Here is a 14,698-nt window from a genome sequence, read left to right as displayed (position 1 = left end):
AATACGGTGCTAAGTAAAATTAAGCAAATACTCTTTGTCTTTAAAAAATTACTTATACAATCAAATTTTAGGGTTCAAGCTAGACAAGGCCTTTTGATTGTTATAAAATTTTATAAAAAAAGTAATCATAGAAAATCCCAGAATAAAAAACAGTGGAAAAATAAACCTAAACTTATTATTTAATGTTCCGTCTTTTTGTACGTTTAGCACAACTGAATTTTCTTTAATAATTTTATCCGAATTAAGTAATTCAAATTTTAGATTTCCAATCTCTTTACCTAAAGTTTCTTTAGTCTTAATAATATCATTTAATTGAGTATTTTCATTGTAATAAACCAATTTATCACTTTTTTTAAGATTTGACGATGTGCTAGAAAATTCATTTAATATTCCGTCAATTTGTGCAATGATTATTGTATTTTCTTTTATTTTTTGTTTAATATTTTCGATTCGTATTTTTTGAACTTCTTTATAATAACTACTAACATTCAAGTATTTTAATACTGCCTGAACGTATGAATTACTGTTTTCTTTTGTATTTGTAGAAATTGTAATATTATGAAACAAGTAATTCTTACTTGTTGTAGTTTCTTTAACAACTGTCTTTAAATCCCCGTATTCAGCCATTAGTTTTAATAACTGTAAATTTTGTTCATTGTTATCAATAAATTTATAAATATCAACTATAGGTTCCAATTCAATTTTTTTTATTTCTAATGAATTCATTATTCCTATTGATTTCAAATAAACGGTGTCATTCTCCTTAACTTTTGAATTCAACAAATCAATTTTTGAATACAAATAATCGACACTATCAAAATTTGGTCTTACTATTATTTCACTTTCGTATTGTTTTTGCGTTTTGTCTAAAAAAAATCCAAATCCAAATCCACCTACAACTAAAATTAAAACGATAATCCAATTGCGGACAAAAAACTGAATTCCTCTAAAAATAGATCTGTTAATCCCATCAAAAAAAACATTTATTTTTTTTGAAATTTGAAGCAAATCAATTTCCTGCTCATCATTATTTTGGGGTACTTTTGTACTCATTTTTTAATTTATTTTATATTAAAAATTTGTTCCAATATTTTAATCGTAATCAGATAGGTCGGTTTTACACCAGTGGTTCCCAGACCTCCCGAAGCCAATGTACTTCCGGTTTCCAATGGGTTATCTGAAGCATAATAAGCATAACGTACTTTAACGTCGTGAGGAACACTTTTTCTGATTTTTGAGGCTGATTGAATGGCTTTTTGGTAATAAGACCCTTCCATTTCCAGACCTATAACGCCCCAAGTCGATTCATGAAAGAACTTTAATAAATCCCTGTTTTGCAATGATGTTCCCAGAACCGTAACCATTGGTCCGGCAAAAACAGCGATATCATTACCCTCAAACATCTCTGCGGTTAACTCATTTTTAAAGAAATAATTATCTGCCGTTCCTTCATTAATGTGTGCATTCGGAATCATAATGTCGCCTTTTCCTCCTTCCAGAATTCCTGCTTTTCCCATAATCGAAACCGATTTTACGTTAAGCAAAGTGTCTTTCTTATAGGGTTTCAATAACTCGTCTATAGTTTCATAGGCTTGTTCTCCAAAAGCATAATCCATTACAATAAGAACTGGTTTTTTCTCACCTAATTCTGCTTTTGGAAATGATGTTTTTGCCCAATCTATTTGAGCCGTATCAAAAATTTGAACATCAATATTGGTTCCGGACGTATCCGGCAAGAAAATCATTCCTTGTTTCAATGCTACAGCTTCAACTTGATTACGAACTTCATTGGCGCCAGACTTACTCAATTCTTCGTAAATAAAGAAATCGGACTTGTCCTTGAACTTTGTTTTCAAAATTGGTGTGGCAAAAATGGAATTCATCACCGAGTGCATATTGGCACTAATCACATGAATTGGTCTATCCAACAACTGATTTGCTTTCAAAACTTCCTTGATGTTGGTTGCCCAAACTTCTCCGTGAATATGATGTCCCAAACGCTCACGCAGGATAGGACTAAATGTAATGGTTCTTTTATTACTGTCAACAACTTCTTCTATCGCCAGTTTTCCCAGCCAATAAATTACATGCAAAAAACGATCCGGTGCAGCTTCACTTCCAAAAGAATCATAAATATCCAAAACTTCTTCGAAAGTTCTGCCCAGAATATTGGCGGCATGAGAAATAGCTTTTTCTTTTTCGACCAAGGTCAATTTCTTGCTTTGGGATACTGCAATTTCCAGTTTTGTCCAATCACGGGAAACTTCACCGGCATCATCCAGTAAAATTCTATTTTTAATTTTATGGGATTCGATGAAAATAAACGTCAAATGGGTCAGAATATCATAAATGTCTGATCGCCCTCTGGTGATTTCAACATTCATTTGTTCTTCGTCTATACGATAGCAATTCCGGCGTCTTTTTGGTGGAACTATTGCTTTAAAATGCGATTTAGAATATCCTTCATCCGAAGTTAAATTAATAAAACGACACTCCTCGATTCCAATCGGTAGACGTTCTATAACATATAAAAGTCCATTTAACTCAACTTTTTCTTCCGCAATATTTCCATAAATCTCAGGTCTTAGGGCCAATAAAGCTTCTCTTAAAGTGTCCCCAGAAATCCCCATCGGTTTGTAAAATCCTCTATTGAAAAGATGGCGCATTGTAATGTACATTTTTTCAATAGCCGCCGATGATTCTTGTGCTCTGGATCTCGATATATTTTTTGTTTCTTTCATGCTTTTATTCTTTAATACCTTCAAATGTATTGTTTTTATTTTTGGTTTAAATCACTTACAATACTCCTGTCGTTAGAAAGTCTTGGGATTTTATTCTGTCCACCCAATTTGCCAATGGATTTCATGTAATCCTGAAAACCATTTTTGGCCACTTTGGTAATGACCAGGTTTTTCAAAACATGACCCACAATCAAATCGTCATAATAAATGTTTTGCTTTCGCATGGCATTGTCTAGCGCTTCCGCAAAAATGTCGCTGTCGTCTGGTTCGTTTTCAAATTCGATGAACCATTCATGATATGGCAATCCGTCAATTGGGGTAATTTGTGGTGCTACAGTAAATTCATTCACTCGCACTGTTGTTCCTATCATGGCTTCCTGCAACGCACATTCTACTTCTTTCCCAATGACATGTTCTCCAAAAGCCGAGATATAGTGTTTAATTCTTCCCGAAACAATAACTCGATACGGTTTCAAGGATGTAAACTGAACGGTGTCCCCAATATTATAACCCCAAAGTCCGGCATTAGTCGAAATAATCAAAACATAATTTACACCCAACTCGACTTCACCAATGGTATATCGTTTTGGACTTTCAGTAAAAAAGTCTTCACTTTTTATAAATTCATAAAAAATTCCGGCATTCAGCAACAGCAACATTCCTTTTTCTTTTTGGGAATCCTGGTAGGCAAAGAAACCTTCAGAAGCTGGAAACAATTCTATGCTATCAACTTTTCTGCCTATAAGGTTTTCAAATTTGGCTCTGTATGGTTCGTAATTAACGCCTCCGTAAATAAACAAATTGAAATTCTTGAAAATATCCCCAACAGGTTTTCCTCCTCTTTGCTGTAATTTTTCAAAATACATTTGCACCCATGACGGAATTCCCGAAATCACAGTCATATCTTCCTTGATGGTTTCATTGACAATTGCATTTACTTTGGTTTCCCAATCTTCAATACAATTCGTTTCCCAAGAAGGTAGTCGGTTTTTTTGCAAATACTTGGGAACAAAATGTGCCACAATTCCAGACAGTCTGCCCAGTTTTATTCCATACTTTTCTTCCAGAATAGGACTTCCTTGCAAGAAAATCATTTTACCGTTTACAAAATCGGCATTTTTGGTTTCGTGTATATAAAGCAAAATCGCATTTCGGGCTGCTTCAATATGATAGGGCATTGATTCCTTGGTCAACGGAATGTATTTGGCGCCTGATGTAGTTCCCGAAGTTTTTGCAAAATAAAGCGGTTTTCCTTTCCAAAGTATATTTTCTTCCCCTTTTACTACTCTGTCCACATAGGGTTTCAAAGCTTCGTAATCGCGAACTGGAACTTGTTTTACAAAATCCTCATAACTTTTTATCTGTTCAAAATGATGGTCTTTCCCAAATTGAGTTTGCTTTGCGTCCTTCATTAAATTTAGGAAAACAGCTTTTTGGGTTTCAACAGGGGAATTGGCCCAAGCTTGTGTCTTTTTATATATTTTTTGTGCAAATATTTTTGCTGCAAGCGATTTTAGTGACATTCTTTTGGGCTTTGTTTAAAATTGTAATGTTCTTTTATAATTCCGAAGCTCTCCGGATTATTTTTTACTATTTAGGCTCTTCCCTTTTGAGGAAGATCGCTGAGTATACTCTTCTTTACTCACTCTTTCTCTCAACTCCTTTTCTTTTTCAGAAGCTGATAAATCTATTGGTTCTGCAGCTTCATCAGCACTAGAGAGTATAGAATCTTTATTGAATTTGGCGTATTCTAAATCACCGTTCAGTACTTTTTGAATCGATTTTATATAGGCTTCATTTTTCTTCAAAGCTATCGATAGGGAATCTGATTTTAATGCCAAAACAGTTGCATCTCGCTTTAATTGAGAAGAAGAATAACCGGGTATGAATTCTCGTAAAGGAGTAAAAGCAATCAAAACGGTTGTTATGGAAATTAAGAAAATAGCACCCAATGAAAGCGAAACAAAGACGCTCATAATGTTCAGTTTAAAAGAAAAAATTTCCTCAAAAGTATCCTCGTTCAAAATTATTAATCGGTTTTTGATTAATAATCTGTCAAAAAACTTCTTCTTTTTTAATCGATTCCTGGACATGATATTTGTTTAAGTCACAAATATAATAATTTAAAGCGTTGCCAACACTAGCCTCTTCTTAGTAGTTGAATTCCTAACCTCATAATTTTATAAAATATTTAACGCTGTCAAAAGCAAATAAATCAATCAAAATGAATGCGTATTAAGTTATTCTATATACATTTGCACATTAGATTTATTACAAATTTGCTACGGCATTAAATATTCAATCATGGGAAGATTAGGTTTACCAGAAATCCTTGTTATATTGGCAGTTGTTTTATTACTTTTTGGAGGTAAAAAAATTCCAGAATTAATGAAAGGTTTAGGAAGCGGTGTTAAAGAATTTAAAAACGCAGCCAAAGACGATCAGCCAGCTGACAAAAAAGAAGAAGAAACGAAATAAGAATTTTGATAAAAATTCCTAAATCTTAAATTCCAAATTCCAATATTTATATAAGGAGTTTGGAATTTTCTATTATAAAAAAAGCCTTTCAAGATTTGAAAGGCTTTTTTTTGGCAACAAAATCAACTAATTTTTATAAGTAACCCCCATATCCTCAATCGAAAAATGATCGGTCAATAGGTGCAATAAATGATCTCTTAGCTCAATATATTCAGGAGTTTTTACGATTTCAATCTTATTTCTCGGCCTTGGCAAATTTACCGTAACAATCTCGCGAATAGTTGATGCTGGGCCATTGTGCAAAACCACAATTCGGTCGGACAAAAACAACGCTTCTTCGATATCGTGCGTAATCATCACTATTGTTTTTTCCCTGTTGTTCAGATTCCACAATTTTAAAACTTCAAGTTGCATTGAGCCTTTCGTTAAGGCATCCAATGCGCCAAAAGGTTCATCCATCAACAATACTCCAGGGTTAATGGCAAATGCTCTTGCTATGGCCACTCTTTGTTTCATTCCGCCAGAAAGTTGTCCCGGTAATTTATCTTTGTGTTGGAACAAATTCACCATCTTGAGGTTTTTAATCACGATTTCGTGTTTCTCGGCTTTGGAACAATCCATAACCGAATCAACCGCCTGAAAAATATTATTTTCCACCGTCAGCCAAGGCAGTAGCGAATAATTTTGGAAAACGATTCCGCGATCCGGTCCTGGTCCTTTGATGTTTTTATTGTCTAATACTACCGATCCTCCTGTTGGGGTTAGCATTCCTCCTATCGCATTCATAATCGTTGATTTTCCACAGCCTGAATGCCCAATGATGGATATGATTTCCCCTTTTTTGATAGAAAGGTTAATGTCTCTTACTGCAATGTATCTTCCTTTTGGAGTTGGAAAAGAAATTTCCAAATTTTTTATTTCTAAATAGCTCATAGTCGTTCTTTTTAATTGTTATGCTTTATAAGACACTTTGTTTTCAATCATTGTAAAAAATCCGTCAAAAATAATTCCCACAAATCCGATGATGATGATGGCCGAAATCACTTTTTCGAGGCTCAATGCATTCCAGCTGTCCCATACAAAAAATCCAATTCCTGCGCCACCTGACAGCATTTCACCGGCAACAATAACCAACCAAGCAACGCTGATACTCAATCGTAATCCTGTGATAATGTGCGGCAAGGTGTATGGAAAAACAACTTTGGTCAAATACCTCCATTTTGAAAAGCCAAAAGCCTTTGCTACATTTTTATGGTCTTGTGGAATAGTCCCAACCCCAAAAGCAGTATTGATCAAAGTAGACCATAAAGAAGTGATAAACACGATGAATATAGTTGCCATTCCCGTGTCTTTGAAAACAACCAAACCGATAGGAAACCAAGCCAAAGGTGAAACCGGTTTTAAGAACTGAACGATTGGATAAAACACTTTTTTGAAAAAAGAACTCGCTCCAATCAGGATTCCGAAAGGAATTGCAAATAAGGAACCCAATGAAAACCCTAATAAAACGGTTTTGATGGAAACAAACAATTGCAGTCCGATTCCTTTGTCGTTGGGTCCATAATCATAAAATGGGTCACTCAACATTTCGTATAAAACGGTTAAGGTTGCTGTTGGACCGGGAAGAGCATCCTTTGTATAATAACTCAATAAGCTCCAAAATCCACAAAAAATAGTCAATCCAATACAAGCAAATACAATTGATTTTGCTTTTTCTAAAATATAGATTGACGCATTTTTAAGGCTTTCTTTCTTAATTACTTTACCAAAAGTGTTGAGAAGTGAATAGCTTTCTACTATTTCTTCTGTTTCGATTGTTGCTGTAGTTGAATTTGACATAATTATAGATTTTAATTTGATATTTGTGTTTAGTATTGGTGTTTACTGCCTCTATTATTGGTACAACCTACCAATAGTGCTGGTATTTACTACCTCTATTATTGGTAAAAACCACCAACAGTACTGGTGTTTATTACCTCTTTTATTGGTACTAAGTACCAATATTATTAGTTTTTATTACCCCTTTTATTGGTATTAAGAACCAATGCTATTAGTATTTATTACCTCTTTTATTGGTATTAAGTGCCAATAGCATTGGTGTTTACCACCTTTTTTCTATAGATTTTAATCCGATGCGATCCTCAGAATAGAGCAAGGAGGCATAGGGCTCGAAATAACCCCGCCAAATATTTTAATGCTTTACCACTTTTAAATATGCTGATGGATTCGATGGGTTGAACACCGTTTTGTCCATCGTGAGCGAGAAGGGTTTCATATCATCCGTTGGGATTTTGATCTTCATGCTTTTGGCCACTTCTTCGTATAAATCCTGCATGATTAGTTTATCTGCAATCACTTTGTAATTGGGTTCTTCTTTCAAATATCCGAATCGGACAAATTGTGCCATAGCCCAGATTGCATAAGATTTACGAGGATAGTTTACGGTTCCTCCTTTGTAAAACAACATATAATCTTTGTCATATACTTCAGTTCCTTGGTTGCAACCTAAGTTATAATCTCCCATCAATCTTCCTTCGATAACATCGGCAGGGGCGTTTACATAAGGCGCTTTCCCAATGATGGCGGCGGCTTTCTTGCGATTGGCAGGATTATCCAGCCAGATGCAGGCTTCCAGAATGGCTTTCATTACTTTCTTTAAATCTTCGCGACGTTTTTCGCTAAATTCTTTATTCACAACCAATGCTTTTTCTGGGTGGTCTTTCCAAATATCTTGAGAAGCAATTTGAGTAAATCCAATTCCTTGCTTTACGGCAACACCGCCCCAAGGCTCTCCTACACAGTATCCGTCCATGTTACCCACTTTCATGTTTGCCACCATTTGCGGAGGCGGAATCGTGATGATTTTAACTGCTTTTTGATTTAATCCTGCCAATGACATCCAGTTTCTCAACCATAAATCGTGGGTTCCTCCTGGGAAAGTCATGGCGAAAGTCACTTCTTTTTCGGCTTTCAATTTGGCGGCCACAATAGGAGTCACTTTATTCATTTGTTTGAAACCCACTTTTCCGCAAAAGTCATTCGATAAGGTAATTGCTTGTCCGTTTACGTTAAGCATCATGGCGATTTTCATCTCAGAACCAGCCTTTCCTCCTACTCCAGTGTACACTGAAAAAGGCATAGTATATAAACAGTGTGCTCCGTCCAATTCGCCTGTTAAGATTTTGTCACGGACATTGGCCCAAGATGTTTCTTTGGTTACCACAACCTCAACTCCGTATTTTTTAAACAAACCCAATTCTTTGGCCATTACAATTGGCGAACAATCAGTCAAGGGAATGAAGCCTAGTTTGATAGGTTCGCTAACTGGCGGTTTTGGATTTGTTTTGAAAGAAGAGAACAAAACCACGCACACTACCAACATCAAGGTGGTAAAAAGTGTGCCTCTATTTTTTTTAGTTTGTATCATTTTTTTAATTTTTAAATCGTTAATTCAATTACTTTTTATTCAAAAAGTTGGGTTTAATATTCACCATCACATACGCCCATTGCGGAGTAAGATTGGCATTAGTCACATTTTTAACTTGTGCGGATGCCATTGAATTTGTTGCTTGCATTACAGAATAACCTGCTTCAATATTGATCATTTTAGTCATGTTATAAGACATTTTCAAATCCAATTCTGTTCCTAAATAGCTCGTTTGTTTTCCTCCTGCTCCGTTAGATAAAGAGTTTGCCGATTCAAAACAGTGAATGTCTGCAAAAAGAGTTAGATTGTCTTTCAAGTTGTATTTGGCTTTCAAAAAGTAGTTTAACAATCCTTGTGCTCCAAAACCGCTTGAAGCGTAGAAGTAATCCATAGTTCCCCAAAATTTATGAGGCGTTCCATAAAGCGGATCAAATTGATTGTTCTCTGAAGTGGCCGTCACGGCTTTTGTTCCGTCATTTCCTGATAAATAATCAACCCCAGGGCCTACAAATAATTTTCTGCCCACTTGCAAAGTCGTTGTAATCGAAGCCAAATTACTGCTCAAACTGCGACCGTTTTTGTCATGTCCAAATTGGTGATACACGCTACCTTCCAGTTTCAATTTTCGGGTTGGATTTACATTATAGTAGAAACCAGTAGTGTTGCGCGTCCAAATTCCTTGTTCGTTTACTTTGGTTGTAACAGCAGGAGTTCCCGCTATTACATTGGTGTATTTATTAAAATTATCGCTTAGGAATAAAAAGGAAATATCTCCAAAGAAAAATTTCTTAGCCAAATACGCATATTCCAATGATTTATAATTGGTCCCCAAACCGTTGGTTCCTGCTGGATATCCTGCTGTTGCTGCCGGAACACCGTTGTAAATTGTTCCCGCCAATAATTCTTTGTTTTGGTTAAAAGCGGCTCCAAAATCGGCTGTCCATCCTTTGTTAAAGTATTTCAAAACAATCGCGTCATGGTAACGCGCTTGTTGTAACCAATCCAGTCCTCCTATTACCTTTTGGTCATCATACGAAATCTCCTGACGCCCTATTTTTAAAGATAAATTTTGAATACTGCTTACGGTGTCATTCAACATAATTTCACCCCAGGCTTCGTGCAATTGAATTCCATTATTTTCGGCAGTCGTTGTTCTGTTAATGGTTGAAGCATCTTGTCCCCAAACGCGAACATCCTGAATAGCAACAAAAAATTTGAATCGGTATCCTGTAAACCCAACATTCAATCTTGTTCTTTGTGAAGTAAAAACAGCTGTCTCGGCATCTTTAGATTGTAAAGTACTGTAACCATCTCTAAATTCTGCTCTTGGTCTGAATTGGCCAGTTGCGGTTAATTGTGCATTTGCAGCGTTATAACCAAACAATGTTATGACCAAACCTAATAGTATCGATTTTGAATTTTTGCCTTCTTTTAGTGCTTTTATTTTTTGTATTGTGGTTGTAATCTTTTGCATGATAAATTGGTTTTGATTAGTATGAAGCAAATATACATACGTATTAGTACTTACGTATTTACTTTTTACAGTCTAAAACCTCTTTTTTACACGGCAAAAATTATTCAGAAAACAATTTATTTACTGCGTTAACGCAAATAAATATTGTTAAGCCTTATAATTATTGACACCAATAAGCACTTAGTTTTTATCTAAAATACGTACTTAGCTTAACTTCAAAAATTAATTTTCCTCCAATACTCGTAAAACGACATTTATTTCCACAAAAAAAGCCCCCAAAAGGGCTTAATAAATTCAAAGTTTGAATCTAAAACTACTTATACATACTTATGTTCCATAATTTCGGATTTCATTTTATTGATTTGTTGCAATCCTATTTTCTTCCCAACCGTTTTTATCAAAGCCTCTCTCTTCAAACTCGAAATCACGCGGGTTACTTGCTCTTCGGTGGTTCCGGCAAAATCGGCTATTTCTTTTCGGGACAAATCAAGATTAATCAAATCATTGGTTTGGCCAAATTTTCTATGGATGTATAATAAGGTATCGATCACACGCTCTCTCACATTCATGTGGGCAATCTTCCTGATGTTGTTCTCACTCTTGTTCAATTCCTCGGCATAAAAAAGCATCATATCATAAGTGAATTCAGGAACGTTTTTAAGAATGTCCACCATCACTTCGTTGTTGAAATTACACAAAACTGTATCCTCCAAGGCATAAGCTCCTATCAAATACCGATTACTCGTACCAAAACCCCTGAAACCAACAGTATCGCCATTCGTGGTAAACCGAACAATTTGTTCCCTGCCGTTAATACCCGTTTTCACCGTTTTCACCTTTCCTTTTTGCACAAAATAAAGCCCCTGAATAGGTGCCCCCTCAATAATAAACTGTTGCGATTTCTTGCAGCTAAAACTGTGCTTTTTCTCTATATAACTTTGCATGTTGGGCAAATGAATATGCTTTTTGATAAAACAGTTTTCATTACTACAACTGTTGCAAATGGCTTGATTCTCTTTCATCTGTAGCTAATATTGTTTGCGTTTTTAAGTGTTTTAGACCATCCAAAACCAATTCTTTCATTCATTTGCTATATCTGTTAGTCAAAGTTCGCGTGGGCGTGACCCCGCTGAGTAAAGCGGCCAACTTTAGAGACCGCTTATTCGCCCGCTTTACACATCGCGGTCGGGCTATCCGGGCTACTTCGGTAGCTTCCTTCTATCCCTCACGCAAGTGGTGATCGAGACATTTAGTTCAATGAACAAATCTTGGTTAAATAACAAAATCAGTAAAAATAATACTGTAACTGTCTTCTTTTAAAGTAAATATATGAGTTTTTCGTAATAAATAATATTAGACATATCCCGAAAACCCAAGCAATCTGCGCAAAAAAAGATCTTTTTTTTGTGCATTATTTATAAATGAACCCTAAAAAATAGCGCCATCTATCTTTTCATCTACTTAGACAGATTATTTTTTAGATATTCGCAATTATTTGTAATTAAGTAAAAATACGTAGTTTTTAGTTGTTTATAGCTTTTTACTTATGTTTGTTGTGCGTTATAAATTTGAAACCGTACTGATCATGAGTTTTAAGAAAACCTAAAATTATCTAAATCAAATCAATTACTTAGACTAAATATAAATGTTTTAGTTTTTTTCTTCTTTTTAAAATTTGTAAGCCTTTTACAAAGTATATTCGCATCGTTTAACTAAAAAACCTAAAAAATGAAAAAAATTTTACTACCATTAATTGCATTAATTTCGTTTGCGTATGCTAACGCCCAATCTAAAGAAAAAGGAACTTTTGAAATTACCCCAAAAATTGGATATTCTATTTTTAACGAAAACAATGAAAATAATAATACTCATTCTATTTCAGCAGTATCATTTGGCGCAACTGCTGATTACTATTTTAATAATAGATGGAGTTTGCGTTCTGGATTGTCTTTTGACAAAATGGGAGGTACATATGATGCTGGAGAAGGTACATTGGAAGATAAATTAAACTATTTAAGCATTCCATTAAATGCCAATTGGCACTTCGGAAGCACCAGAAAATGGAATTTAAATTTTGGATTTAGTCCCTCTTTTTTACTGAATGCTGAAGTAAGTGATACTGCAGGACATAGTATGGAAATACCCAGTAGTATCATCGAATCTTTTCAATTGGGATTTACTTATGGAATAGGTTATAAAATAGAAGTTAATGAAAAATTTGGCATTTTGCTAGACTGGCAAGGTTTTGCAGGTTTAACCAATATTAATAAAGCTAATAGCTCAGATATCAAAAATTCGGGTAGCAGTTTTAATGTAGGTGGAGTTATTCAACTTTAAAAGATAGAAGAAATACAAAATACGGGGCTCATTTAATTTGAGCCCCGTATTTTATATCTAAATCACCATCGTCAACTGAATACGTTTCCTATCTTCATCAACCTCCACAACTTTTACGGTAACGTGTTGGTGCAATTTCACCACTTCATTCACATCGCTCACAAAACCCGCTTTCAGTTGCGAAATATGAACCAATCCACTTTCTTTCACTCCTATATCAACAAAACAGCCAAAATTGGTAATGTTGTTCACAATTCCAGGAAGAATCATTCCGGTTCTAACATCTTTTATCGATTTCACATTCGGGTCAAATTCAAAAACAGTAGCCGCTTTTCTAGGGTCCAATCCCGGTTTTTCAAGCTCTTTAATAATATCTTTTAGGGTCAAAACCCCAATATCTGGAGTAATATAGTTCTCAGGTTTAATTAAAGCCGTTTTCTCTTTATTGGCAATCAAATCATTTACTGTCAATTTCAAATCTTTGGCCATCTTTTCAACAATAGCATACGCTTCGGGATGCACCGCCGAATTGTCCAAAGGGTTCTTCGCATTCGAAATTCGGATAAACGCCACTCCTTGCTGATACGCTTTGTCACCTAAGCGAGGTACTTTTTTAAGTTGTTTTCTGTCCGTAAAAGGACCGTTTTCGGAACGATACGCCACAATATTTTCGGCCAGCTTCTCTCCTATTCCACTCACATAACCCAACAAATGTTTACTCGCCGTGTTGATGTTTATCCCCACCGAGTTCACGCAGCGAATCACGGTATTGTCCAGTTCTTCTTTAAGTTTGTTTTGATCTACATCGTGTTGATATTGTCCGACTCCAATTGCTTTTGGGTCAATTTTTACCAATTCGGCCAACGGATCCGACAATCTTCTCCCAATAGAAACCGATCCTCGAACCGTAACATCATAGTTAGGAAACTCTTCTCTCGCAATCTTCGAAGCCGAATAGACCGAAGCCCCAGCCTCCGAAACGATGAATACCTGAACTGCCTTGTCAAAAGCAATTTTCTTGATGAAGAATTCGGTTTCGCGTGAAGCCGTTCCGTTTCCAATCGAAATCGCGTCTATTTGATACGCATTGACCATCGAACGTATTTTTTTTATAGCCATTGCTTCCTCCTTTTGCGGAGCGTGCGGATAAATGGTTTCGTTGTACAACAAATCCCCTTTCTCGTCCAAACAAACCACTTTACATCCCGAACGAAATCCTGGGTCAATTGCCAAAATTCGTTTTTCTCCCAATGGTGGCGCCAATAACAACTGCCCTAAATTATTGGCAAATACCTGAATCGAATTGGCATCCGCTTTTGCCTTGGCTTCCTGCAACGTTTCGTTCGAAATCGCAGGATTCAATAAACGTTTGTAACTGTCTTCAATCGCCAATTGAACATGAGGCGTCGTACTGTTATCTCCTTTTATGATTAATTCGTCAATAATGTCGTAGGCATCATCCAACTCAACATCAACTTTGAACTTGATAAAACCTTCCTTTTCGGCACGCATTATCGCCAATAAACGATGTGATGGCGCTTTGGTTAACGGTTCTGCCCATTCAAAATACTGATTGAATTTTTGCGCTCCTTCTTCCTCTTTTTTGGACTTAACCACCTTGGTAGTGATTATCGCTTTACGCTCAAACAATCTACGAAGTTGTTTTCTAACGTAGATATTCTCATTAATCCATTCTGCTATAATATCTCTAGCTCCCTGCAGGGCCGCTTCCTCATTAATTACATTTTCATTCAGATATTGGGTCGCCAAGAAATCAACATCATCTTTACTTTGTGCCATAATTATCTTAGCCAAAGGCTCCAATCCATTCTCTCTAGCTACATCGGCTTTAGTTCGTTTTTTCTTTTTATAAGGTAAATAGAAATCTTCCAACTCCTGTAAATCAAAACTTTGTTGAATTTTTTTCTCCAATTCTGGTGTCAAAGCATTTTGCTCCTGAATGGATTTTAAAATCGCTTCTTTACGCTTTACAATGACTTCGTACTCTTTTTGAAATTTTGCAATTTGCTCAATAAAAACTTCATCTAAGTTTCCTGTTTTGTCTTTTCGATAACGGGATATAAACGGAATCGTGCAGTCTTCCTGCAATAATTGAACCGTGTTTTGAATGTTGATTGCTGCTGTCGCAACGTGTTTTGAAATGAATTGTAAATTGGTCATATTAATATTTATGTAAAAAGTACTTTTTTTAATTTGGAATGTTTAAAACATCAAACTCCT

General features: G+C 35.5%; 12 protein-coding genes. 2 read left to right on the top strand and 10 right to left on the bottom strand.

Going from position 1 to position 14,698, the window contains the following annotated elements; genetic code table 11:
* Window positions 1–60: 60 nt before the first annotated feature.
* From KZH69_RS00340 to KZH69_RS00325, 4 genes are read right to left on the bottom strand one after another with little or no spacing between them, the layout of a single operon-like run.
* Window positions 61–1,053: a hypothetical protein gene (locus KZH69_RS00340; protein WP_219315469.1), complete on the bottom strand. Its 993-nt coding sequence runs from the start codon at window positions 1,051–1,053 to the stop codon at window positions 61–63.
* Window positions 1,054–1,061: 8 nt separating this feature from the next.
* Window positions 1,062–2,741 (bottom strand): DUF6909 family protein, encoded by a 1,680-nt coding sequence (locus tag KZH69_RS00335; RefSeq protein ID WP_219315468.1) that lies wholly within the window; start codon window positions 2,739–2,741, stop codon window positions 1,062–1,064.
* Between the two features lie 35 nt (window positions 2,742–2,776).
* A complete protein-coding gene (locus tag KZH69_RS00330; protein WP_219315467.1) occupies window positions 2,777–4,264 on the bottom strand; it encodes a GH3 auxin-responsive promoter family protein in 1,488 nt (495 codons plus the stop codon).
* A 57-nt stretch (window positions 4,265–4,321) separates the two neighbouring features.
* On the bottom strand, window positions 4,322–4,717 hold the full coding sequence (locus KZH69_RS00325) for a peptidase (protein WP_439649408.1): 396 nt from the start codon (window positions 4,715–4,717) through the stop codon (window positions 4,322–4,324).
* Window positions 4,718–5,045: 328 nt separating this feature from the next.
* Between KZH69_RS00325 and tatA the strand changes: the two genes are divergently transcribed.
* Window positions 5,046–5,219 (top strand): twin-arginine translocase TatA/TatE family subunit, encoded by a 174-nt coding sequence (gene tatA, locus KZH69_RS00320; protein ID WP_111408361.1) that lies wholly within the window; start codon window positions 5,046–5,048, stop codon window positions 5,217–5,219.
* Window positions 5,220–5,345: 126 nt separating this feature from the next.
* Here the strand turns inward: tatA and KZH69_RS00315 are convergent, their stop codons facing one another.
* The 5 genes from KZH69_RS00315 to KZH69_RS00295 form a co-directional block, all read right to left on the bottom strand.
* Window positions 5,346–6,152: an ABC transporter ATP-binding protein gene (locus KZH69_RS00315; protein WP_219315465.1), complete on the bottom strand. Its 807-nt coding sequence runs from the start codon at window positions 6,150–6,152 to the stop codon at window positions 5,346–5,348.
* A gap of 18 nt (window positions 6,153–6,170) precedes the next feature.
* A complete protein-coding gene (ntrB, locus tag KZH69_RS00310) occupies window positions 6,171–7,058 on the bottom strand; it encodes a nitrate ABC transporter permease (RefSeq protein ID WP_219315464.1) in 888 nt (295 codons plus the stop codon).
* Between the two features lie 352 nt (window positions 7,059–7,410).
* On the bottom strand, window positions 7,411–8,646 hold the full coding sequence (locus KZH69_RS00305; RefSeq protein ID WP_219315463.1) for a CmpA/NrtA family ABC transporter substrate-binding protein: 1,236 nt from the start codon (window positions 8,644–8,646) through the stop codon (window positions 7,411–7,413).
* Between the two features lie 28 nt (window positions 8,647–8,674).
* Window positions 8,675–10,120 carry an alginate export family protein gene (locus KZH69_RS00300; RefSeq protein WP_219315462.1) on the bottom strand — a complete coding sequence of 482 codons (1,446 nt, stop codon included), beginning with the start codon at window positions 10,118–10,120 and terminating at the stop codon, window positions 8,675–8,677.
* Between the two features lie 317 nt (window positions 10,121–10,437).
* Window positions 10,438–11,142: a Crp/Fnr family transcriptional regulator gene (locus KZH69_RS00295; RefSeq protein WP_219315461.1), complete on the bottom strand. Its 705-nt coding sequence runs from the start codon at window positions 11,140–11,142 to the stop codon at window positions 10,438–10,440.
* Between the two features lie 706 nt (window positions 11,143–11,848).
* Between KZH69_RS00295 and KZH69_RS00290 the strand changes: the two genes are divergently transcribed.
* On the top strand, window positions 11,849–12,457 hold the full coding sequence (locus KZH69_RS00290) for a porin family protein (RefSeq protein ID WP_219315460.1): 609 nt from the start codon (window positions 11,849–11,851) through the stop codon (window positions 12,455–12,457).
* A gap of 57 nt (window positions 12,458–12,514) precedes the next feature.
* Here KZH69_RS00290 and KZH69_RS00285 read toward each other — a convergent pair whose 3' ends face one another.
* Window positions 12,515–14,638 carry a Tex family protein gene (locus KZH69_RS00285; RefSeq protein WP_219315459.1) on the bottom strand — a complete coding sequence of 708 codons (2,124 nt, stop codon included), beginning with the start codon at window positions 14,636–14,638 and terminating at the stop codon, window positions 12,515–12,517.
* Between the last annotated feature and the right edge of the window lie 60 nt (window positions 14,639–14,698).

This window comes from Flavobacterium taihuense, assembly GCF_019351435.1.
Classification (GTDB): Bacteria; Bacteroidota; Bacteroidia; order Flavobacteriales; family Flavobacteriaceae; genus Flavobacterium; species Flavobacterium taihuense.
This window is presented reverse-complemented; position numbering and strand designations above follow the sequence as displayed.

Coding starts and splice junctions, on each gene's coding strand:
- KZH69_RS00340 (WP_219315469.1), bottom strand. CDS start 1,053: ATGAGTACAAAAGTACCCCAAAATAATGATGAGCAGGAAATTGATTTG.
- KZH69_RS00335 (WP_219315468.1), bottom strand. CDS start 2,741: ATGAAAGAAACAAAAAATATATCGAGATCCAGAGCACAAGAATCATCG.
- KZH69_RS00330 (WP_219315467.1), bottom strand. CDS start 4,264: ATGTCACTAAAATCGCTTGCAGCAAAAATATTTGCACAAAAAATATAT.
- KZH69_RS00325 (WP_439649408.1), bottom strand. CDS start 4,717: ATGAGCGTCTTTGTTTCGCTTTCATTGGGTGCTATTTTCTTAATTTCC.
- tatA (WP_111408361.1), top strand. CDS start 5,046: ATGGGAAGATTAGGTTTACCAGAAATCCTTGTTATATTGGCAGTTGTT.
- KZH69_RS00315 (WP_219315465.1), bottom strand. CDS start 6,152: ATGAGCTATTTAGAAATAAAAAATTTGGAAATTTCTTTTCCAACTCCA.
- ntrB (WP_219315464.1), bottom strand. CDS start 7,058: ATGTCAAATTCAACTACAGCAACAATCGAAACAGAAGAAATAGTAGAA.
- KZH69_RS00305 (WP_219315463.1), bottom strand. CDS start 8,646: ATGATACAAACTAAAAAAAATAGAGGCACACTTTTTACCACCTTGATG.
- KZH69_RS00300 (WP_219315462.1), bottom strand. CDS start 10,120: ATGCAAAAGATTACAACCACAATACAAAAAATAAAAGCACTAAAAGAA.
- KZH69_RS00295 (WP_219315461.1), bottom strand. CDS start 11,142: ATGAAAGAGAATCAAGCCATTTGCAACAGTTGTAGTAATGAAAACTGT.
- KZH69_RS00290 (WP_219315460.1), top strand. CDS start 11,849: ATGAAAAAAATTTTACTACCATTAATTGCATTAATTTCGTTTGCGTAT.
- KZH69_RS00285 (WP_219315459.1), bottom strand. CDS start 14,638: ATGACCAATTTACAATTCATTTCAAAACACGTTGCGACAGCAGCAATC.